Source organism: Microvirgula curvata (assembly GCF_054781615.1).
This window is the reverse complement of record NZ_BAAGUB010000004.1, coordinates 345,613-368,417: the sequence shown is the minus strand read 5'-3', so window position 1 is coordinate 368,417 and position 22,805 is coordinate 345,613. Positions and strand designations below refer to the sequence as shown.

The window sequence follows — 22,805 nt, the reverse complement described above, 5'->3', positions numbered from 1 at the left end:
GGAGGTGATGGGCTGGTGGCGGAATTCATCGTAGCCGACAGGCGGGGACGATTCCGGAATGCATCCGTGAAACAGACGGACGCCCGATGGCGGCGCCGGGGGGCGCCAGGCAGCGCAACCGGCGGGAAATCCGGCGCGCCGCAGTCAGGGATTGCGATCGGCTGCGAGTATAGCGACTGACCGTCCCGGCGTCAGCGGGCGGCGCATTGTGCCAATAGCTTCTACACTGGGAGCGGAGCGGCCCGCGTGCCGCGTGCATGAAAACCGGGAAAGGAAAAACCATGGGACTTCTGGATGGATTGTTGCAGTCGGCCGGCGGGCTGCTGGGCGGGCCGCAGGGTGAGGGCGGCAATGCACTGGCCGGCATCTCCGAACTGATCCAGCAGCAGGGTGGCCTGGGGGGACTGGTGGAAAAGTTTCAGCAGGGCGGGCTGTCGGACGTGGTCGGCAGCTGGATCGGTACCGGTGACAATGCACCGGTCAGTGCCGAGCAGATTCAGCAGATACTCGGCAGCGAACAGGTCAGTGCCCTGGCGGCGCGCTTCGGTGTCGATCCGCAGCAGGCATCCGATCTGGTGGCGCAGTATCTGCCACAGGTGGTCGATACGCTGACACCGAACGGCGAAGTCGAGGCCGGCAGCGGCGACCTGCTGTCGCAGGGACTGGGTGCGCTGTCGGGGCTGTTCAAGCGCTGAGACGCGCCGGGAGGCTACTCGCGGTGGTACGGGTGGCCGTTCAGGATGCTGACCGCGCGGTAAATCTGCTCGGCCAGCAGCACGCGTACCATACCGTGCGGCAGCGTCATGGCCGACAGCTGCAGCAGCAGATCGGCGCGCGCCTTCAGTTCGTCCGACGTGCCGTCGGCACCGCCGACCACGATGGCGATATCCTGGCCGTCGCCGAGCCAGCCCTTGAGACCGTCGGCCAGCTGCATCGTGGTCCAGGCCTTGCCGCGCTCGTCGAGCAGCACCAGCTTTGCGCGCGGCGGCAGCGCGGCGACGATGCGCGCATGCTCGGCGGCGATGCCCTTTTCTGCCGTGACGCCGGACCCGCGCTTCTCCGGCTTGATCTCGCGCAGTTCGAGCGTGACCTCGCGCGGCAGGCGTTTCGCGTAGTCGGCGTAGGCGTCGTCGACCCAGCGCGGCATCTTGGTGCCGACGGCGAGCAGTGTGATCTTCATGACTGTTGCGGCGTGACGGGACTCAGACCGCTTTCCAGTCCTTGCCCGGGATCGGCGTGAACACCGGCTTCTGGCCGCCCCACAGCGCTTCGAGGTCGTAGTAGTCGCGCACGGCCGGCAGCATGACGTGGATGACCACGTCACCGGCATCGACCAGCACCCATTCGCCGCTCAGTTCGCCTTCGGTGCCGACGATGTCGACGCCGTTTTCCTTCAGCTTCACATGCACGCTGTTGGCCAGCGCCTTGACCTGGCGGTTCGAGTCGCCGGTGCAGACCACCAGGCGGTTGAACAGCGACGTCAGCTCGCGGGTGTCGAGGTTGACGATTTCCTTGCCCTTCACATCTTCCAGCGCCTCGACGGCGAGGGCGGCGATGGCGTCGGAACTGGGGTAAGCGGTTGCGGTTTGATTCATCTAGATACTTTCAATTCGGTAGAGCCGGTGTCGGCGGATGTAGCCCAGGACGGCGGGCGGCAACGCCCCCAACCCGTCCCCGCCCGCAGCCAGGTCGGCGCGGATGGCGGTGGCCGATACGTCGACCGGCGATAAAGTCAGGGCGCGGATTCTACCCGCGGCAGGAAAATTTGCAAAATCAGTCGCTTGGCGCGACTGCCACAAGGCGTCCACGGCAGGTGGCAGCGGCAGGGTCCCGAAGCCCGGACGGGCGGCGACCGCCAGGTTGGCCAGCGTCAGCAAGTCCTGCCAGCGATGCCAGCGATCGAGGCCGGCCAGCTGGTCGGCGCCGATCAGCCACCACAGGGGCCGCGACGGCCCGACTTCGCGGCGCAGCGCCGCCAGCGTATCGACGGTATAGCCGCTGGCGCCGGGCGCCAGCTCGCGGGCATCGATATCGAGCCCCGGCTCGTCGGCCACTGCCAGCCGGGCCATGGCCAGCCGATGGACGGCGGACGCATGCGGTGGCGGGCGGTGCGGCGGCACCCCGGACGGGATCAGGCGCACGCTGTCCAGCGCCAGCTCGTCGCGCAGCGCGCACGCCAGCCGCAGATGGGCGCTGTGGATCGGGTCGAAGGTGCCGCCGTACAGGCCGATGCCGGCCGGCCTGGCCGGCTTACCAGCGGACATCATGGTCCTCGGTCACGCCGGCCAGGCCGCGGATGACTGACACGGCGCCGTCGGGACCGGCGCGCAGGCTGCCGCTGAACGTGCCGACCGGCTGGACGTAGCGGGTCGATGCCAGCACCAGATTGCGGTCCTCATGGCGGGCGCCTTCCGGGCTGAAATGCAGATCGACCAGCCCGTCGCGGTCGCGGATGCGCCATGGTTCGAGCGGGTCGGTGCCATGCTCGATGCTGACCGGGCCGACCGGTATCAGCCGGCCATCCATCCACAGCGCGTTTTCCGCCTCGCCCAGATAGCCCTGCTGCAGATTCAGGCCGAGGCGGCCGTCAAAGGCGCTGGCCCAGCGCCAGCGGGTATGACGGGCCAGCAGCCCGCTGGAGTGATCGAGCGATGCCACGGCACCGTCGAGCGAATAGCGTTCGCCACCGGCGTCGACAAAGCCGCTGAGTGCCAGTCCGCCGGTCTTGTGCGTGACATGCGCGATCCCGCCCTGCGGCACGGCGATCACCGACAGTACCGGTGGCAGGGGGGCCGTCGGCAGGTGGGCGGCCAGGCGCAGCCCGTCGGCGCTGACCGCCAGTTCCAGCCGGTCGGGATGGCGGACGAAACCCAGCCGGACCGCCCCGCGCGCATAGTGCGCGTCGCCGAGTGGCGTATCCGCCACATGTGCGTGCAGGCCGGGCAGACCGTCGCTGGCGCAGGCGGCGACCATGCGCCGGCTGCTGCGGTCGAACACGTAGCAGAAGCCGGAAGCGATCCAGCCGGCGTCGACGACCGCCATGCCGACGAAGAAGCGCGGATGGCTGATGCCGGCGTATTGCCAGCGCTTGTGCCGCAGCCGCCTGCTCAGACGGGCGAACGGGGACAGGGCCAGTGCCGACCAGCCGGTATCGGCGATCAGACCGGCGTAACGACCGCAGCGCGGCTGTCCGGCATCGTCGGTGGCACGCTCCGGTGCGGGCGGGAAGGAAGAGGAGAAGCCGTTCATGCGCAGGCGGATCGGAAACGGGAATGACCCCGAGTGTACCCAGATTGGACGCGGCTGCCGTGGCGAAAGTCGTCTTCGCGGCAAGACTGATGACCGGTTTGGCGGCTATGATTGACCGCATGAGAACATCGTCCGCCCTCCTGCTGGCTTGCCTGCTGGTCAGCCCGACTGTCCCGGCCCAGATCCTGCTGCCCGATCTGGGGGATTCGGCGCAAGCCGGTTTTACCAGCAGCGACGAAGCGCGCGCCGGCCGCGACGGCTTCCGCTGGCTGCGCGAGAACAATGCCCTGCTTGGCGATGCCGAGCTGGATGACTACCTGAGGCGGATGTCGGTGCGGCTGGCCAATTCCAGCCCCGACCCGGCCCAGCATTACCGGCTGTTCGCCATCGACGACAACCAGATCAACGCCTTCGCCATGCCCGGCGGCTATATCGGCATCCATACCGGGCTGATCGTCGCGGCACAGAACGAAAGCGAACTGGCCTCGGTCATGGCGCACGAAATGGCGCACGTGACCCAGCACCATATCGCGCGGCAGATGGAGCAGCGCGGGCTGGGCAACCTGATGGCGCTTGGCGGCATGCTGGCCGCCGTGCTGGCCGCCAGCGCCGGTGGTGGCGCCAACGCGGCGATTGCCGCCGCGACTGCCGGTCCGGGTCTGGCGATCCAGAACCAGCTGTCGTTCAGCCGCGACTTCGAGCGCGAGGCCGACCGTGTCGGCATCCAGACGCTGGGCAAGGCCGGTTTCGATTCCCGGGCGATGGGCAGTTTCTTCGAGCGGCTGCAAAAGACCAACCGCATCAACGACAACAATGCGCTGGCTTTCCTGCGTACCCACCCGGTGACCTCCGAACGGGTGTCCGACGCCGAGAATCGTGCGGCCAGCCAGCCGGCACGGATGCCGGCCGACTCGGTCGAATTCCTGCTGGCGCGGGAGAAGTCCCGTGTTGCGGTGATGGAACCGCTGGCGGCGGCACGCTTCTACCGCGATGCGATCCGCGATCGCCGCTATGTCAGCGAAATGGCCCAGTGGTACGGGCTGTCCGCTGCCCTGCTGGCACAGAACGACATTGCCGGCGCGCGGGACGCGAACCGGCGGGCGGCCGCGCTGGCCGGCCAGCCGAATCCGTGGCTGATCGGCCAGGAAGCGGCCATCGAACTGGCGGCGCGCAATTACGATGTGGCGGCACGGCTCTACCATGACGGCCGGGCGCGCTTCCCGGATGCGCCGGCGCTGGCCTATGGCGAGATCGACAGCCTGATCGCCGGCAAGCGGCTCGATCCGGCCCGCGACCTGGCCGAACGTGAAGTCACCCGCCGCCCGGACAGCGCCGTGCTGTGGCAGCGGCTGGCGCGCATCTACGCGGACCGCGACGTGATGCGCTACCACTTCGCACTCGGCCAGCAGTTCTATTACGAGGGCAATTATCGTGCGGCGCTGGAGCAGTACCGTTTCGCCCGCGATGCCAGGGGCGATGATTTCTACGTCCGTTCGCGTATCGACGCCCGCGTCGACGAACTGACGCCCATCGTCAAGGAAGAAAAGAACGAACGCCGTTAAGACTGCTGATGTCAGGTGGGCACCGACGGTCACCGTGGCGTCGGTGCATGCCCGACAGACAGGATCCGTCGTGGGCACGACAGTCCGCCTGACTGGATCCAGCCGCTTCCGCCTCCAGCGCCGCGCTTCCGTCGCGGCGTTTTGCTGCCGACCCCCTTGGCGTGTTCGACAATCCGGTTATAGTGACGATTGTGTGGCGAACACGCTGCATTTGCGGATGCGGTGACAATTTCTTTCGCAAAGCAACATTGCCGCGCCAAAGGGTCAAAAGCGGAGGCAGCGGGCTCCGGGGCAGTGAAAAATGCTGTTGTACTGGCAATTATTTGCTGAAATGTTCGGTTTTGCCGCGCTGCAGCGCAACATGACGGGTGTCGTTGCCGTCGACGTGACTGGTTGACGTGAACGAAAACGGCTGCAAAAAAAACCGACTTGCGACACAATCCGGTGTACAAAAAACGACATAAGCTGTTCGTTTCCAATCATTACAAATTCGCGCAACACGCGATTTCGCTTTCCGGCGGAAGACTGACGCCAGCCGGATAACTCGTTTGAGGTGGATGAGACATGACCGAACCCCTGCACAACGACATCGACCCGCAGGAAACCCAGGAATGGCTGGAAGCACTGCAATCGGTGCTTGCCAGCGACGGCGCCGAGCGCGCCCATTACCTGCTGGAACAAATGGTTGAACGTGTGCGCCGCCAGGGCGCGCACCTGCCGTTCGACGCGACGACGGCCTACCGGAATACCATTCCGGTCGGCAAGGAAGTGAAGTCGCCCGGCAATCACGAACTCGAACACCGCATCCGCTCGATCATCCGCTGGAACGCGATGGCGCTGGTGCTGCGCGCCGGCAAGAAGGATCTCGAGCTGGGCGGCCACATCGCCAGCTACCAGTCAGCCGCGACGCTGTACGACGTGGGCTTCAACCACTTCTGGCGTGCGCCGAACGAAGAGCAGGACGGCGATCTGATCTATGTGCAGGGGCACTCCGCGCCGGGTATCTATGCGCGCGCCTTTATCGAGGGCCGCCTGTCCGCCGATGCGCTGGACAACTTCCGTCAGGAAGTGGACGGTCATGGCCTGTCGTCGTATCCGCATCCGTGGCTGATGCCGGACTTCTGGCAGTTCCCGACCGTGTCGATGGGCCTGGGCCCGCTGATGGCCATCTACCAGGCCCGCTTCCTGAAGTATCTGGAAAGCCGCGGGCTGGCGCGTACGCCGGGACGCCGGGTCTGGGTATTCTGTGGCGATGGCGAAATGGACGAGCCGGAAAGCCTGGGCGCGATCGCGCTGGCCGCACGCGAAGGCCTCGACAACCTGATCTTCGTGGTCAACTGCAACCTGCAGCGTCTGGACGGCCCGGTGCGCGGCAACGGCAAGATCATCCAGGAACTGGAAGGCGACTTCCGCGGCGCCGGCTGGAACGTGCTGAAGGTTGTCTGGGGCAGCCGCTGGGACCCGCTGCTGGCGATGGACACCCATGGCCTGCTGAAGAAGCGCATGGACGAGTGCGTCGACGGCGACTACCAGACCTTCAAGTCCAGGGACGGTGCCTATGTTCGCGAACATTTCTTCGGCAAGTATCCGGAGCTGCGCGAAATGGTCGCCAACATGTCCGACGACGAGATCTGGGCGCTGAACCGTGGCGGCCATGACCCGCACAAGGTCTATGCGGCCTACCACGAAGCGACCACCAATGCGCGCGGTCGCCCGACCGTGATTCTGGCCAAGACCATCAAGGGCTACGCGATGGGTCGTTCCGGCGAGGCGCAGAACATCGCCCACCAGGCAAAGAAGATGGATATCGACTCCATCCGCCGCTTCCGCGACCGCTTCGGCATTCCGGTGACCGACGAGCAGCTCGAACACGAAGTTCCGTACTACAAGCCGGCCGACGACAGCCCGGAAATGCAGTACATGCGCAGCCGTCGCGGCGCGCTCGGCGGCTACCTGCCGTCGCGTCTGCCGGTCAAGGCACCGATGGCGATTCCGGGCCTGCACGTGTTCGACGCGCTGCTGAAGAGCAGTGAAAGCCGCGAATTCTCGACCACCATGGCCTTCGTGCGCATGCTTGGCGTGCTGCTGAAGGACAAGAACATCGGCAAGCAGATCGTGCCGATCGTGCCTGACGAGTCGCGTACCTTCGGCATGGAAGGCATGTTCCGCCAGTACGGCATCTGGTCCAGCCAGGGCCAGAACTACGTGCCGCAGGATGCCGACCAGCTGATGTTCTACAAGGAGTCCAAGGACGGCCAGATGCTGCAGGAAGGCATCAACGAACCCGGCGCGATGTCGTCGTGGATCGCTGCCGCCACCTCGTATGCGAACCATGGCATCCCGATGGTGCCGTTCTACATCTATTACTCGATGTTCGGCTTCCAGCGCGTCGGCGACCTGGCCTGGGCGGCCGGCGACCTGCGCGCCCGCGGCTTCATGCTCGGCGGCACCGCCGGCCGGACCACGCTGAATGGTGAAGGTCTGCAGCACGAGGACGGCCACAGCCACATCCAGGCCGGGCTGATCCCGAACTGCGTGTCCTATGACCCGACCTACGCCTACGAACTGGCCGTGATCCTGCAGGATGGCCTCAAGCGCATGTATGTCGAACAGGAAGATGTGTACTACTACATCACCCTGATGAACGAGAACTACACCCACCCGGCGCTGCCGGAAGGCGATGCGGCGATCGACGGCATCCTCAAGGGCATGTACCTGCTGAAGGCCGGTGCCGACAGCGAACTCAAGGTCCAGCTGATGGGCTCGGGCACCATCCTCAACGAAGTCATCGCCGGTGCCGAGCTGCTGCGCGACGATTTCGGCGTCAGCGCCGATATCTGGAGCGTGACCTCGTTCAACCTGCTGGCCCGCGATGGCCGCGAAACCGAGCGCTACAACCGCCTGCATCCGGTCGCGACCGCTCGCCAGTCGTTCGTGGAAACGCAACTGGGCGGACGTCAGGGCCCGTGCGTGGCTGCAACCGACTACATCCGCGCCTACGCCGACCAGATCCGCGAATTCGTGCCGGGACGCTACACCGTGCTGGGCACCGACGGCTTCGGCCGTTCGGACAGCCGCGCCAACCTGCGCCGCTTCTTCGAAGTCGACCGCTACCAGGTCGCCGTGGCGGCACTGAAGGCGCTGGCCGACGAAGGCCGGATCGATGTCGCGCGGGTCGAGGAAGCCATCACCAGATACGGTATCCAGGCCGACAAGCCGGCCCCGTGGACGGTATAAGCGGGTAAGGGATGAACCGGGCCCCCGCCAGCCGGCGGGGCCCCTCGGGCGCGGGGCGGGCGGATTCGCCGCCTCGCGTCTGGCCAAGGACAAGACATGAGCCAACAAATCGAACTGAAGATTCCCGACATCGGCGGGCATGCGGGCGTGGATGTGATCGAAGTGTCCGTGAAAGTGGGCGACCGGGTGGAGAAGGACGACACGCTGGTCACGCTGGAAACGGACAAGGCGACCATGGACGTACCGGCAGAAGCCGCCGGCGTGGTGAAGGAAGTACGGGTCAAGGTCGGCGACAAGGTCGGCGAAGGTGACGTGATCGTGCTGCTGGAGGCTGAATCGGCCGCTGCGGCGCCGGTCGCTGCCCCGGCTGCTGCCACCCCTGCAGCTGCCCCGGTCGCTGTTGCCCCGGCTCCGGTGGCGGCCGCACCTGCCGCTCCCGCAGCAGCAGGTGGCCGGCAAACGCTGACCGTGCCGGATATCGGCGGCCATGACGGCGTCGACGTGATCGACGTTGCGGTCAAGGCCGGTGACCGGATTGCTGTCGACGACACGCTGATCACGCTGGAAACCGACAAGGCGACCATGGACGTGCCGGCTACCGCTGCCGGTCTGGTGGTGGAAGTGAAGGTCAGGGTCGGCGACAAGGTCGGCGAGGGCGCCGCCATTGTCGTTATCGAGGCTGAAGGCCAGGCTGCCGCCTCGCCGGCCGCCGCCCCGGCCCCGGTGGCGGCACCGGTGGCGGCACCGGCCGCTGTCGTGACCGCGCCGGCTGCCAGCCCGGTCGTGGCGGCAGCGCCGCGTGCGGTCGCTCCGGTCGATCAGGTCGCCTTTGTCAGCGCCCATGCCGGACCGTCGGTCCGCCGCCTGGCGCGCGAGCTGGGTGTCGACCTGTCGAAGGTCTCCGGCACCGGCCGCAAGAACCGCATTACCGAAAGCGACGTCAAGACCTTCGTCAAGGGCGTGCTGCAGAACCCGGCCGCGGCCGTCGCCGCTGCGCCGGTCAACGGCTCGGGCCTCGACCTGCTGCCGTGGCCGAAGGTCGATTTCGCCAGGTTCGGTCCGGTGACCAGCGAACCGCTGTCGCGGATCAAGAAAATTTCCGGCGCCAACCTGTCGCGCAACTGGGTAATGATTCCGCATGTGACCCAGTTCGACGAGGCCGACATCACCGACATGGAAGCCTTCCGCAAGCAGATGGGCGAAGAGCTGAAGGCGGACGGGGTCAAGCTGACGCCGCTGGCCTTCCTGATCAAGGCCGCGGTCAAGGCGCTGCAGAAATTCCCGGCCTTCAATGCGTCGCTGGACGGCGACAACCTGGTGCTGAAGCAATACGTGAATATCGGCTTTGCCGCCGACACGCCCAATGGTCTGGTGGTGCCGGTGGTCAAGGACGCTGACCGGAAGAGCCTGATCGAGATTGCGCAGGAAACCGGCGTACTGGCGAAAAAGGCCCGCGACGGCAAGCTGCTGCCGGGCGACATGCAGGGCGGCTGCTTCTCGATTTCCAGCCTGGGCGGCATTGGCGGCACGGCGTTCACGCCGATCATCAATGCCCCGGAAGTCGCCATCCTCGGCGTGTCCAAGTCGGCGATCAAGCCGGTGTGGAACGGCAAGGAATTCGCGCCGCGGCTGATGCTGCCGCTGAGCCTGTCCTACGATCACCGCGTGATCGACGGCGCGGCCGCTGCGCGTTTCACCAGCTACCTGAGCCAGGTGCTGGGTGATATCCGCCGCCTGATGCTGTGACGCCGGAAACGGCATGCCGTCCTGGTGGCGGCATGCCGCAGACCCACAAACAGAATTCAGGCATGGGCGGCGGCAACGCCCTCGTCCATGCCCGGGAAAACCTATGAGCCAAATCGAACTGAAGATTCCCGACATCGGCGGGCATGCGGGCGTGGATGTGATCGAAGTGTCCGTGAAAGTGGGCGACCGGGTGGAGAAGGATGACACGCTGGTCACGCTGGAAACGGACAAGGCGACCATGGACGTACCGGCAGAAGCTGCCGGCGTGGTGACGGAAGTCCGGATCAAGGTCGGCGACAAGGTCGGCGAAGGTGACGTGATCGTGCTGCTGGAGGCCGGATCGGCCGCTGCCGTAGCCGCCGCACCGGCTGCTGCCACTCCTGCTGCTGCGCCAGTTGCCCCGGTGGCCGCACCCGCCGCCGCAGGCGCCTTTGCCGGCAATGCCGACATCGAGTGCGATGTGCTGGTGCTTGGTGGCGGGCCCGGTGGCTACTCGGCTGCGTTCCGCAGTGCCGACCTGGGTCAGAAGACCGTGATCGTCGAGCGTTATTCGACGCTGGGTGGCGTGTGCCTGAACGTCGGCTGCATTCCGTCCAAGGCACTGCTGCACAACGCGGCGGTGATCGACGAAGTGGCCCACCTGGAAAGTCACGGCATCAAGTTCGGCAAGCCGGAAGTCGACGTCGACGTGCTGCGCGCCTACAAGGACAAGGTCATCGGCAAGCTGACCGGTGGCCTGGCCGGCATGGCCCGCGCGCGCAAGGTCGATATCGTGCGCGGCGAAGGCCGCTTCCTCGATGCGAACCATCTCGAGGTCAGCGTGACCCTGGGCGAAGGCCGCGAACAGACCGGCGAACGCAAGGTGATCCGCTTCAAGCAGGCGATCATTGCCGTCGGCAGCCGGGTGGTGAAGCTGCCATTCATTCCCGAGGACCCGCGCATTGTCGATTCGACCGGCGCGCTGGCGCTGCGTTCGGTGCCGAAACGCATGCTGATTATCGGTGGCGGCATCATTGGCCTGGAAATGGGCACGGTGTACTCGACGCTGGGTGCGCGTCTCGACGTGGTCGAGATGATGGACGGCCTGATGCAGGGCGCGGATCGCGATCTGGTCAAGGTGTGGGAAAAGTGGAACAGCCACCGCTTCGACAACATCATGCTGAACACCCGCACCACGGCGGTCGAGGCGAAGGAAGACGGCATCTGGGTCACGTTCGAGGGCGAAAAGGCCCCGGCCGGCCCGCAATGCTACGACCTGGTACTGGTTGCCGCCGGCCGCGCGCCGAACGGCAAGCTGATCGGTGCGGAAAACGCCGGCGTGCTGGTCAACGAGCGTGGCTTCATCCCGGTCGACCAGCAGCAGCGAACCAATGTGGCCAACATCTACGCCATCGGCGACGTGGTCGGCCAGCCGATGCTGGCGCACAAGGGGGTACACGAGGGGCATGTGGCGGCGGAAAACTGCGCCGGCCACAAGGCGTATTTTGATGCCCGCGTGATTCCGGGCGTCGCCTACACCGATCCGGAAGTCGCCTGGGTCGGCGTGACCGAGGATGAGGCCAGAAAAGCCGGTCGCAAGATCAGCAAGGGCGTGTTCCCGTGGGCCGCCAGCGGCCGCGCGATCGCCAATGGCCGCGACGAAGGCTTCACCAAGCTGATTTTTGATGCCGACAGCGGCCATATCGTCGGTGGTGCCATTGTCGGACCGCATGCCGGCGACATGATCGGTGAAATCTGCCTGGCGATTGAAATGGGCTGCGATGCCGAGGATATCGGCAAGACCATCCATCCGCACCCGACCATGGGCGAATCGGTCGGCATGGCGGCCGAGGTGGCGCTGGGCGTGTGTACCGACCTGCCGCCGCAACGACGCAAGTAAGCAAAAAAGCCAAAAAATCGCCCCGTGCCGGAATTTTCGGTTCGGGGCGATTTTTTATGCTCATGTACTTAGTCGGGAAGCCGGTGCCCGCTATCAATATGATTTGTCTGAATACTCTGCCCGGCATGGGTCGTTACTCAAGGAGCCAGTGCTTGTCGCCACCGCCTGAAACTGTGATTTGTGCTGCAGTTCACGGCCTGTCTGGTGTAGATTTGACCCCTGCCGAAGCGGCTGAAAGATAATTTTGTGCCAACGGTGTGCTTTTGTTTCACACAAGGCATAATCGACCCGCCTTTATTATTACGAATAGCATAACGGGAGCGTGACTTTGGGGCGGGAAGGCAGGGAGTGGAGCGTACAGCAGGGCCGGCCATCCCGAGCACGGGGGCTGCGGCCTGACGGGCGTCGTCCTTCGCTCACCGGTTCTCCCTGTTTGCGCTGCCATCCGGCCCTGGGGCGGCTGCGCATGCCCGACCGCACTCAGTCCCCCGCGCACCATGGCTGAACGCATCCCTTCCCACCTGCCGTTGAGCCTGTATCCGATCGACCGGCTGCGCCGGATCCTGGTGATCGGTTTCTGCCTGCTTGTGCTGCTGGTGACTTCCGGGCTGCTGATTACCGGCTGGCACGGCTACCGCAATGCGCTGGAAGCCGAACGCAGCCAGCTTGGTTCCCTGTCCCGGGTGCTGGCTGCCCATTTCTCGCAAGTCTTCCGCGCCTCGACCGGGCAACTGATGTCCCTGACCCGTTCCGAGGAAGTGCAGGCCCTGCTGGCAAAGCGCAACGAGGCGGCGCTGCACGACGTGCTGCGCGATGCGCTGATGCTCGATCCGCAATCCAATTTCCTGACCGTGGCCGATCGTCACGGCGACGTGGTCGCCACCTCGATGGTCTACCCGGTGCACCAGCTGGACATTCGCGGGCGCGAAGTCTTCGAGTCGCTGCGTCGCAACCCGGCGCAGGCGTTTCTGTTCGGCCGGCCGGTCGCCAACCGCATCAACCAGCATCAGTTCGTGCCGATGGCGGCGCCGATCGAAAGTGGCGGTCGCCTGCATGGCGTGGTGATGGCGGGGATCGATCCCGGTTTTTTTCAGGCGTTCTACCGCACGCTGGGCATTGACGACGATACCGCGATCGATCTGCTGCAGCAGGACGGTACCCGGCTGATTTCGTTTCCGGAACAGAGCCTTGCGCAGACAACATCGCCACAGCGCGCCCGCATCGTCTCGGGGCTGATCCGCGATCGCCGCGAGGGCGGGCTGTTCGAATCGGTGCTGGACGGCGACACCCGGCTGGTCGCCATTGCGCCACTGGAGAAACTGCCGCTGGTGGTCAGCGTCAGCCGCAGCAAGTCCCGGGCGCTGGCCGGCTGGTGGGCGGAGATGCTGTCCAAGGGCCTGCTGCTGGCCCTGACCATGGCCGGCCTGACTGCCCTGCTGCTGGTACTGCTCGCGCAGCTGAAGCGGCTGGAGCGCAGCGAGCGGCGACTGCGACTGACACAGAACTCGGTCGACAACAGCGCCGAGCTGGTGCTGTGGGTGTTTGCCGACGGCACGGTCAGTTACGCCAATCGCGAGGCAACCCGCTGCCTGGCACGGAACGACGAGATCCTGATTGGACGGCGCATCGGCAGCCTGATGCCGCAGCTGGAGCCGGATCGCTGGCGTGCGCTGTACCTGCGCGGACTGGACCGGCAAAGCGAACTGTTCGAATGCACGCTGCGGCTGGCGGACGGCACCGAAGTCGCGGCGGAAGTGACCAGCAGCGTGCTGGTGCGCGAGACCGGCGAGACCGTCATGTGCCTGCAGGCGCGCGACATCAGCGCGCGGCGCCGGACCGAGGCCGCGCTGGCCGCCAGCGAGGCCCGGTTGCGGCTGGCGCTGGAAGCGTCCGATACCGCGCTGTACGAAATGGACCTGTCCAGCGGCAAAATCGTGCTGACCGGCTCGGTGCTGCGCCGCTTCGGCCTGCACTCAAGCCACTTGGAACTGCCGCTCGAAGCCTGGTTTGCCCATCTGCATGAAGAGGATCGCGCCCGGGTCGAAGCCGAATTCACCGGCTGGCAGCGGGTGCCGCCGGAACGGGTGGAAAGCACGCACCGGGTCAATGTGCGCAACGGCGAAACGCGCTGGGTGCAGGCTCGCGGCCAGTTTGTCGACCCTGATGTGCTGGGTCGGCCGCAGCGGCTGATCGGCACCATCAACGACGTGACCGCGCAGAAACTCAACGAGGCGCGCATCGAGTATTACGCGCGCTTCGATGCGCTGACCGGGCTGGCCAACCGCTATGCGCTGTACCAGCACCTGTCGCATGCGATTGACGAGGCCGAAGTCCAGGAGCGGCCGATCGGCGTGCTGTTCATCGACCTGGACAACTTCAAGAACATCAACGATTCGCTAGGCCATGCCGTCGGCGACGAAGTGCTGAAGGCGGTAGCCGGCCGGCTGGACGAATTCATTGGCCCGGACGATACGCTGGCGCGCCTGGGCGGCGACGAATTCCTGATCATCCTGCCCGGTGCCACCGAGCAGGGCGCCGGCGAGGTGGCCTCGTGCATCGTCACCGCGATGTCGGTGCCGTTCCGGGTCGGCGAACGTGAACTGTCGACCACGCCGTCGATCGGCATCAGCCTGTATCCGCGTGACGGCATCGAGGCCGATCACCTGATCCGCAACGCCGACGCGGCGATGTACCAGGCCAAGGGGCGCGGACGCAATACCTTCCAGTTCTACAGCAGCGACATGAACGACCGCGCCGCCGAGCGGCTGGAGCTGGAAGTGCAGCTGCGCACGGCCCATCTGCGCGGCGAGCTGTGTTTGCACTACCAGCCGCAGGTGGATGCCATCAGCGGCCGCATCGTCGGTGCCGAGGCGCTGATGCGCTGGCAGCATCCCGAATACGGCATGATCTCGCCGGGACGTTTCATCCCGATCGCCGAGGAAAGCGGGCTGATCGTGCAGATCGGCGACTGGGCGATCCGCGAAGCCTGCCGGCAGGCCGTTGTCTGGCAGCGGCAGGGGCTGGAGCCGATCACGGTTGCGGTCAACCTGTCCGGCCGGCAGTTCCAGCAGCCGAACTTCGTCGCCCAGGTGGCCGATGCGCTGGTCGAGACCGGTCTGGCGCCGCAATGGCTGGAACTGGAAGTGACCGAGAGCATCGTCATGCACGATGTGCGGCAGGTGATCGCCACGCTGTCCGAGCTCAAACAGCTCGGGGTACAGCTGTCGATCGACGACTTCGGCACCGGCTACTCCAGCCTCAGCTATCTGAAGCGCTTCCCGGTCGACCTGCTGAAAATCGACCAGAGCTTCGTGCGCGACCTGGAGAACGACGATTCGGACGCCGCCATCGTGCGCGCCGTGATTTCGCTGGGCAAGCACCTGAACCTGCGCCTGGTGGCCGAAGGGGTGGAGACCGAAGGGCAGTTCGCCTTCCTGCAGGCGGCCGGCGTCGACCTGATCCAGGGCTTCTGGTTCAGCCGCCCGCTGCTGGCGGAAGATTTCGCTGCCCGGTTGCGCGACGACCAGGCCGAGGCGAGGGTGGCCGATCTGGCAGGCTGAGCGGCCCGGCTCTCCGCTATTTGCATTTTGTAGGTGACTTGTCATGTTTCGGTAACAGGCCGTTTCTATGCTTGCCACAATTCTTGCAGCCAGGACCCGACTTCCCCCATGCCCGCCAACATTCTGCTTGTCGAAGACGAGCCGGCGATCCAGGAACTGATCGCCTTCAATCTGAACCAGTCCGGGCACCACGTGCTGCGCGCCGCCAGCGCGGAAGCCGCAATGACACTGGTCAAGAACGCCCTGCCGGATCTGGTGCTGCTCGACTGGATGCTGCCAGGCCAGAGCGGGATCGAGTTTGCGAAGAAACTGCGCGCCGACGAGCGGACCCGCGCCGTGCCGATCATCATGCTGACCGCTCGCTCCGACGAGCAGGACAAGATCACCGGGCTGGAAACCGGCGCCGACGATTACATCACCAAGCCGTTCTCGCCGCGCGAGCTGCAGGCACGGATCAAGGCCGTGCTGCGTCGCCGCGCGCCGCAGATGACCGACGATGCGGTCGAGGTGCGCGGGCTCAAGCTCGATCCGGGCACGCACCGGGTCTATGCCGGCGACCAGCCGCTCGATCTCGGCCCGACCGAGTTCCGCCTGCTGCACTTCTTCATGACCCACCCGGAACGCGTGCACAGCCGTGCCCAGCTGCTCGACCAGGTCTGGGGCGACCATGTGTTCGTCGAGGAGCGTACCGTCGACGTTCATATCCGCCGCCTGCGCAGCGCGCTGGAAGGCAGCGGCCATGATTCGCTGGTGCAGACCGTGCGAGGCACGGGCTACCGCTTCTCGGCCCAGGCATGAAGGCATTCCTGACCCGCAGTGCCGCCTGGGCCGGCGTCCTGTGCCTGTTCGCACTGGCTGCGTGGTTCACCGCCGGTGCCGCTGCGCTGTTCGCCGTGCTGGCGGTCGGTCTGGCGGCGTGGCTGGTCTTCCATCTGTACCACGTTGCGCTGCTGATCCAGTGGATGCGCCATCCGCGTCCGGAGCGCATTCCCGAGGGGCTGGGAAGCTGGCAGCAGATCTTCTCCGCGCTGTACCGCCAGGCGCGCCAGCAGAGCATGAACCAGAAGAAGCTGTCGAATGTGCTCGAACGCTTCATCAATGCCGGCGAAGCCATGCCGGACGGCGTGGTGGTGCTCGACGAGCACGACCGTATCGAATGGCTGAACCCGATGGCGGTCGAGCACTTCGCCCTCGACCGCAAGGGCGACGTCGGCAACCAGATCGCCAACCTGGTGCGTCAGCCCGGCTTTCATCGCTACCTGACCGAACAGAACTACAGCCAGCCGCTGATCCTGCGCCAGTCGCAGCCGACCGAGCGGGTGCTGTCGGTGCAGCTGGTGCCGTTCGACTCGACCCGCAAGCTGATCCTGTCGCGCGACATCACCCAGCTGGAACGGGTGCAGACCGTGCACCGTGATTTCGTCGCCAATGTGTCGCATGAGCTGCGCACGCCGCTGACGGTGATTGGCGGCTTTGTCGAGACGCTGGTCGACATGGAGTCGCCCAGCCCCGAAGTGCTGCGCCAGTTCCTGCCGCTGATGATGGAGCAGGCGCGGCGCATGCAGAGCCTGGTCGAGGACCTGCTGACGCTGTCGCGGCTGGAGAACGGCGGCGGCACCCAGACCGACCGCGTCGACATGGATGAATTGCTGCGCGTGCTGCTGGTTGAGGCGCAGGGGCTGTCGCAGGGCCGGCATGAGGTGGTGCTGGAGCAGCAGAGCGACCGCTGGCTGTGGGGCTCGGTCAACGAACTGCACAGCGCATTCGGCAACCTGGTGTCCAATGCCATCCGCTACACGCCGGCCGGCGGCGCCGTGACCCTGCGCTGGCAGTTCGACGGCAACCGCGCCGTGTTCAGCGTGACCGATTCCGGCATCGGCATCGCCCGCGAACACCTGCCGCGACTGACCGAACGCTTCTACCGGGTGGACCGGGGACGTTCGCGCAACTCGGGCGGCACCGGTCTTGGCCTGGCCATCGTCAAGCATGTGCTGGCGCGCCACCATGCGCGGCTGGAAGTCAGCAGCGAGCTGGAAAAAGGCAGTACTTTCAGCGTGTCGTTCCCGCGCGAGCGGGTCGCCGAACCGGACGCGGTCACGCCATAGCGCGCGGATTGCGCGCGGACGTGGCGGCAAAGGAACCGTCGCGCTAGGATGTTTGTCTGAATCCTGTAGAACAAGAACGGACAAGCCTCATGAAGCGACTCTCCGCCATACGCCCGCTGGGCCAGCGCATCTGGCTCGACAACCTGTCACGCGAACTGCTGCAGACCGGCGCGCTGGAATGCCTGGTCCGGGATGACGGCATTGCCGGCGTCACCTCGAACCCCGCCATCTTCGAAAAAGCCATTCGCCACGATCCGCGTTACCAGACCGATCTCGGCCGCCTGAAGGCGGTGCCGAAACTGTCGGCCGAAGAGCGTTACGAAGCCCTGGTCATCCCCGACATCCAGCTGGCGTGCGACCAGTTGCGTGATGCCTATGTCGGCAGCCATGGCGAAGACGGCTATGTGAGCCTGGAAGTGTCGCCGCTGCTCGCCGATGACGAGGTCGGCACGCTGGCGGCCGCCCGCCGGCTGTGGCGTGCGATTGCGCGTCCCAACGCCATGATCAAGATCCCGGCGACGCCGGCCGGCATCGCCGCCTTCCGCACGCTGATCCGCGAAGGGATCAACGTCAACATCACGCTGCTGTTCTCGCTGCGCCAGGTCGAGGCGGTGTGGGACGCCTATATCGCCGGCCTGAATGCGCGCATGGACGACGACCTGCCGCTGCATCACGTCAAGGCGGTCGCCAGCTTCTTCCTGTCCCGCGTCGACAGTCTGCTCGATCCGCAACTGCCGGAGGCCCTGCGCGGCAAGAGCGCGCTGGCGCTGGCGAAGAGCGCCTATCAGCGCTATCTGGAACGGTTTCACGGCAGCGAGTTCGCGCCGCTGCGCGCCCATGGCGCCTGCCCGCAATACCTGCTGTGGGCCAGCACCGGCACCAAGGACCCGGCCTACTCCGACGTGATGTACGTGGAAGGCCTGATTGGCAAGGACACGGTGAATACCGTGCCGGACGCCACGCTGGCCGCTTTCCGCGACCATGGCGAAGCCGCGCCGACGCTGACGGCCGGACTGGATGCGGTCGATGCGCAACTGGCCGCGCTGGTCGCTGCCGGCATCGACCTCGACCAGGTCGGCGACACGTTGCAGCAGCAGGGACTGGCGCTGTTCGACAACGCCTACCGTGCCCTGCTGGAACTGACCGCCTGAGCGGCAAGGACGCCGTTCAGCGCAGGTGACCGAGTACGTTGCCGGCGAATGGCGTCCACCATCCCATCTTCACCCCTGCGTCGCGCAGCAGGCTGCCGCTCCACACATTGCAGGTCTGCAGCAGGCTGTAGCGGCCATTGGCCGGGTAGAACGCATCGTGGTCGCCATAGGCCATGCCGGCCAGCGGCGTGAGCGGGGCGGCGAAGCGGGCGAGGATGCGCTGCTGCAGCGCACGGTAGTCGGCCGGGGACAGCGGCACGGCGCGGCAGTCGCGCTGCCCGGCCGGATCGGACCGGTAGCCGACATGCATCAGGCTGCGGTCCAGCCCCAGCGCAGCCGACAGGGCAATGCCGGGGCGCAGGTCCGACCAGTCGCGGGTTTCGAGATAGAAGCGCCGGCTGCCCCAGCCAAAGCCCAGCCAGCCCAGCGCGCGGACATCCGCGCGGAAGTGGGACGGCGGGAACCACCGGGACAGATCGGGTCCGGTGCCGCCGGCGTCCCGCACCGGCAGGACCAGATCGACATGCACCCCATTGCTGCAGGCGTAGACCGGTACTGTGGCGCCGTTCGCCAGCGGGCGACCGGGCGACGACAGCCAGTCGCCGAGCAGCACGCTGGCGGCGCCATAGCCGAGCGGCAGCGCCAGCAGGCCCGACAGCAGCGTTCGCCTCATCGGCGTCACTGACCGGTGTACGGGACTTCCAGCAACAGCGGGGCGGCGATCTTCGCCTTCAGCGTGGCCAGATTGTCTTCATGGCGCGCCAAGTCGGGGTCGATGCGGTTGGCGATCCAGCCGGCCAGCGGCAGACCACGGTCGACAATGGCCTGCGCGCTGAGACGCGCATGATTGATGCAGCCGAGGCGCATGCCGACCACCAGCATGACCGGCAGATCCAGTGCCACCGCCAGGTCGGCGATGTCCAGCCGGTCGGACAGCGGCGCCAGCCAGCCGCCGGCCCCTTCCACCAGCACGATGTCGGCCTGCCGGGCCAGCGACTGGTAATGCTCGACCAGCCGCGCCAGGCTGATTTCGACCCCGGCGTCGCGGGCGGCGAAATGCGGCGAGATCGCCGGCTCGAAACGATAGGGATTCATCAGCTCGCGGTCGCGCTGGCCGGTCGCCGCCACCAGCCGCTCCACATCGCCATTGACCAGCGTGCCGTCGGCCGCACGCTCGCAGCCGGACGCCACCGGTTTCATCGCCAGCACACGCCGGCCGTCGCGCCGCCAGCGTTCGATCAGCTGTACGGCGACATGGGTCTTGCCGACATCGGTGTCGGTACCGGTAAGGAAATAGCCCTGGGCCATGGATGAATGTCCGTGAGGATCGGACGGACGAGTGTAGCGCGACGCACCCGGATACGGTGGGCTATTGCGCCCGCTGCATCGCAACATACTGTTGCGAATGGAATTTCTTTCTTGCCCATCGCCATCGTTGCTACATATACCGAGGTGATACGGCGCAGCGAGTGACAAGACGCCGTCCGCCATTTCTGCGGGGGGAAACCATGATTCGTACCGTCGCAACGGCCTGTGCCGTTGTCGCGCCGACGGCGCGCGCGGACTGGGCGCTGAATCTCCAGGCACCCGTCACCCGGATTGCCCGCGACATTTTCGATCTGCACACCATGCTGCTGCTGGTGTGCGTGACGATCTTCGTCGTGGTGTTCGCCGTGATGTTCTATTCGATCTTCCGCCACCGCAAGGCGGCCGGTCATCAGGCGCGGCACTTTCACGAAAACACCACGGTCGAGGTGATCTGGACCGTGATCCCGTTCGTGATCCTGGTCGTCATGGCACTGCCGGCCACGCGCACCATCCTTGCCCAGAAAGACGCCAGCGGCGCCGACATGACGGTCAAGGTGACCGGCTACCAGTGGAAATGGGGTTACGACTATGTCGATGACGGGCTGAGTTTCGTCAGCAACCTGTCGACGCCGCGCGCGCAGATCGAGCGCAACGTGCCCCGGAACGCCGAATACCTGCTCGAAGTCGACCAGCCGATGGTGGTGCCGGTCGGACGCAAGGTCCGGCTGATCATCACCGCCAATGACGTCATCCATTCGTGGTGGGTACCGGCTCTCGGGGTCAAGCAGGATGCGATCCCGGGGTTTGTCCGCGATGCCTGGTTCAAGATCGACCGTCCCGGCGTCTATCGCGGCCAGTGCGCCGAGCTGTGCGGCAAGGAGCATGGCTTCATGCCGATCGTGGTCGATGCGCGCAGCCCGGCCGACTACCAGGTGTGGCTGGACGCGCAGAAGAAACAGGCGGCCGCGCAGCGTGACGACCCGGACAAGGTGTGGACGCTGGCCGACCTGAAAGCGCGCGGCGAGAAGGTCTACCAGGCCAACTGTGTCGTCTGTCACCAGGCCGACGGGCACGGCATCCCCGGCAACTTCCCGTCCATCGCCGGCTCGGCCATCGCCACCGGCGCGCCGGCCGCCCATATCGATATCGTGCTCAACGGCAGCCGGAAGAACCCGGCCATGGCGGCCTGGGGCAAGCAGCTCGGCGATACCGATCTCGCCGCGGTCATCACCTTCGAACGCAATGCCTTCGGCAACCACACCGGTGACGTGGTGCAGCCGAAGGACATCGTCGCCGCGCGCGGCGGCAAGACCGCCTGAGGAGGCTTCACATGACGACGGTTGTCGAACCGGGCCTGGCCCACGATGAGCACGCCGCCCCCCATCACGGTCATCCGCAGGGCTGGCGGCGCTGGCTGTACGCGACCAATCACAAGGACATCGGCACGCTGTACCTGACCTTCGCCTTCATCATGTTCCTGTCCGGCGGGGTGCTGGCGCTGGCGATCCGCGCCGAACTGTTCCGGCCCGGCCTGCAGTTCTGGCAGCCGGAGCTGTTCAACCAGTTCACCACGCTGCACGGGCTGATCATGGTGTTCGGCGCCATCATGCCGGCCTTTACCGGGCTGATGAACTGGATGATCCCGCTGCTGATCGGCGCCCCGGACATGGCCTTCGCGCGGATGAACAACTGGAGCTTCTGGCTGCTGCCGCCGGCCGCCCTGCTGCTGATGCTGTCGTTCGCCGTGCCGGGTGGCGCCGCGGCAGCGGGCTGGACGCTGTACGCGCCGCTGTCGACGCAGATGGGCGTCGGCATGGACATGACCATCTTCGCCATCCACATCATGGGCATCAGCTCGATCATGGGCTCGATCAACATCATCACCACCATCCTGAACATGCGCGCGCCGGGCATGACACTGATGAAAATGCCGATGTTCGTCTGGACCTCGCTGATCACCGCCTACCTGCTGATCGCGGTGATGCCGGTGCTGGCCGGCGCGGTGACCATGGTGCTGACCGACCGCCATTTCGGCACCCACTTCTTCAATGCCGCCGGCGGCGGCGATCCGGTGCTGTACCAGCACATTTTCTGGTTCTTCGGCCATCCTGAGGTCTACATCATGGCGCTGCCGGCCTTCGGCGTCGTCAGCCAGGTGATTCCGGCCTTCAGCCGCAAGCCGCTGTTCGGCTATCACTCGATGGTGTACGCAACATCCAGCATTGCCATCCTGTCGTTCATGGTCTGGGCGCACCACATGTTCACTACCGGCATGCCGGCGACCGCGCAACTGTTCTTCATGTACTCGACCATGCTGATCGCGGTGCCGACCGGGGTGAAGGTATTCAACTGGGTCGCCACCATGTGGCAGGGCGCGATGAGCTTCGAGACGCCGATGCTGTTCGCCATCGGCTTCGTCTGCCTGTTCACCATGGGCGGGCTGTCCGGCGTGGTGCTGTCGGTGGCGGCGGTCGACGTGCAACTGCAGGATACCTACTACGTGGTCGCCCACTTCCATTACGTACTGGTCGCCGGCGCGCTGTTCAGCCTGTTCTCGGCCACCTACTACTGGCTGCCGAAGTGGAGCGGGCGGATGTACAACGAGCGCATGGGCCGCTTCCACTTCTGGTGGTCGCTGGTCTGGTTCAACGTCACCTTCTTCCCGATGCACTTCCTTGGCCTGGCCGGCATGCCACGGCGGATTCCCGACTACGCCCTGCAGTTTTCCGGCTTCAACGAGGTCGCCAGCATCGGTGCTTTCCTGTTCGGCTTCGGCCAGCTGATCTTCCTGTACAACGTGCTGTGGACAATCCGGCACGGGCCGCCGGCACCGGCTCGGCCGTGGGAGGGTGCCGATACGCTGGAATGGACCGAGCCGAGCCCGGCGCCGTACCACTCGTTCTCGGACCCGGCCGAGGTCGCCCATGCCGAATTCGACCTCAACGGCCGGGTGGTGCGGCGATGAAACCGGCGACCCGTACCGCCTGGCTGGCCGCCGCGTTCGCGCT

General features: G+C 65.9%; 16 protein-coding genes and 1 pseudogene. 11 read left to right on the top strand and 6 right to left on the bottom strand.

Annotated features, from left to right (window positions below):
- Positions 1-254: 254 nt before the first annotated feature.
- A pseudogene (locus tag ACYVG8_RS03925) lies at positions 255-695 on the top strand (YidB family protein); the annotation flags it as partial.
- 14 nt (positions 696-709) lie between these two features.
- Here ACYVG8_RS03925 and rlmH read toward each other — a convergent pair.
- From rlmH to ACYVG8_RS03905, 4 genes are read right to left on the bottom strand one after another with little or no spacing between them, the layout of a single operon-like run.
- Positions 710-1,180 carry a 23S rRNA (pseudouridine(1915)-N(3))-methyltransferase RlmH gene (rlmH, locus tag ACYVG8_RS03920; RefSeq protein WP_028499438.1) on the bottom strand — a complete coding sequence of 157 codons (471 nt, stop codon included), beginning with the start codon at positions 1,178-1,180 and terminating at the stop codon, positions 710-712.
- A gap of 22 nt (positions 1,181-1,202) precedes the next feature.
- Entirely contained in the window at positions 1,203-1,595 is a 393-nt protein-coding gene (gene rsfS / locus ACYVG8_RS03915; RefSeq protein WP_036386070.1) for a ribosome silencing factor, read from the bottom strand.
- On the bottom strand, positions 1,596-2,267 hold the full coding sequence (gene nadD / locus ACYVG8_RS03910; protein ID WP_234413012.1) for a nicotinate-nucleotide adenylyltransferase: 672 nt from the start codon (positions 2,265-2,267) through the stop codon (positions 1,596-1,598).
- Entirely contained in the window at positions 2,251-3,249 is a 999-nt protein-coding gene (locus tag ACYVG8_RS03905; RefSeq protein WP_036386065.1) for a DUF2804 domain-containing protein, read from the bottom strand. Before ACYVG8_RS03905 ends, nadD begins: the two co-directional genes overlap by 17 nt.
- 119 nt (positions 3,250-3,368) lie before the next feature.
- On the opposite strand from ACYVG8_RS03905, the gene ACYVG8_RS03900 reads away from it, so the two are divergent.
- From ACYVG8_RS03900 to tal, 8 genes are all read left to right on the top strand, one after another.
- Positions 3,369-4,811, top strand: coding sequence for a beta-barrel assembly-enhancing protease (locus ACYVG8_RS03900; RefSeq protein ID WP_107890303.1), 1,443 nt, complete (start codon positions 3,369-3,371; stop codon positions 4,809-4,811).
- Positions 4,812-5,375: 564 nt separating this feature from the next.
- Positions 5,376-8,048 carry a pyruvate dehydrogenase (acetyl-transferring), homodimeric type gene (gene aceE / locus ACYVG8_RS03895; RefSeq protein ID WP_028499433.1) on the top strand — a complete coding sequence of 891 codons (2,673 nt, stop codon included), beginning with the start codon at positions 5,376-5,378 and terminating at the stop codon, positions 8,046-8,048.
- Between the two features lie 96 nt (positions 8,049-8,144).
- Complete coding sequence (gene aceF, locus ACYVG8_RS03890; RefSeq protein WP_460745044.1) at positions 8,145-9,794, top strand: dihydrolipoyllysine-residue acetyltransferase; 1,650 nt, start codon at positions 8,145-8,147, stop codon at positions 9,792-9,794.
- A 103-nt stretch (positions 9,795-9,897) separates the two neighbouring features.
- A complete protein-coding gene (gene lpdA, locus ACYVG8_RS03885) occupies positions 9,898-11,673 on the top strand; it encodes a dihydrolipoyl dehydrogenase (protein ID WP_460745043.1) in 1,776 nt (591 codons plus the stop codon).
- A 497-nt stretch (positions 11,674-12,170) separates the two neighbouring features.
- Positions 12,171-15,233 carry a bifunctional diguanylate cyclase/phosphodiesterase gene (locus ACYVG8_RS03880; protein ID WP_084300094.1) on the top strand — a complete coding sequence of 1,021 codons (3,063 nt, stop codon included), beginning with the start codon at positions 12,171-12,173 and terminating at the stop codon, positions 15,231-15,233.
- Positions 15,234-15,341: 108 nt separating this feature from the next.
- A complete protein-coding gene (phoB, locus tag ACYVG8_RS03875) occupies positions 15,342-16,031 on the top strand; it encodes a phosphate regulon transcriptional regulator PhoB (RefSeq protein WP_028499430.1) in 690 nt (229 codons plus the stop codon).
- Positions 16,028-17,338 (top strand): phosphate regulon sensor histidine kinase PhoR, encoded by a 1,311-nt coding sequence (gene phoR / locus ACYVG8_RS03870; protein ID WP_107889074.1) that lies wholly within the window; start codon positions 16,028-16,030, stop codon positions 17,336-17,338. Before phoB ends, phoR begins: the two co-directional genes overlap by 4 nt.
- Before the next feature lie 89 nt (positions 17,339-17,427).
- Positions 17,428-18,489, top strand: coding sequence for a transaldolase (gene tal / locus ACYVG8_RS03865; protein WP_460745041.1), 1,062 nt, complete (start codon positions 17,428-17,430; stop codon positions 18,487-18,489).
- A 16-nt stretch (positions 18,490-18,505) separates the two neighbouring features.
- Here the strand turns inward: tal and ACYVG8_RS03860 are convergent, their stop codons facing one another.
- Together ACYVG8_RS03860 and bioD are read right to left on the bottom strand one after the other, a co-directional pair.
- Positions 18,506-19,162: a TIGR02117 family protein gene (locus tag ACYVG8_RS03860; protein WP_028499427.1), complete on the bottom strand. Its 657-nt coding sequence runs from the start codon at positions 19,160-19,162 to the stop codon at positions 18,506-18,508.
- Between the two features lie 5 nt (positions 19,163-19,167).
- Complete coding sequence (bioD, locus tag ACYVG8_RS03855; RefSeq protein WP_460745039.1) at positions 19,168-19,797, bottom strand: dethiobiotin synthase; 630 nt, start codon at positions 19,795-19,797, stop codon at positions 19,168-19,170.
- 200 nt (positions 19,798-19,997) lie between these two features.
- Here bioD and coxB point away from each other — a divergent pair, with 200 nt between their 5' ends.
- Positions 19,998-21,116 (top strand): cytochrome c oxidase subunit II, encoded by a 1,119-nt coding sequence (gene coxB, locus ACYVG8_RS03850; protein ID WP_028499425.1) that lies wholly within the window; start codon positions 19,998-20,000, stop codon positions 21,114-21,116.
- 11 nt (positions 21,117-21,127) lie between these two features.
- Entirely contained in the window at positions 21,128-22,762 is a 1,635-nt protein-coding gene (gene ctaD / locus ACYVG8_RS03845; RefSeq protein WP_315385140.1) for a cytochrome c oxidase subunit I, read from the top strand.
- Positions 22,763-22,805 lie beyond the last annotated feature (43 nt).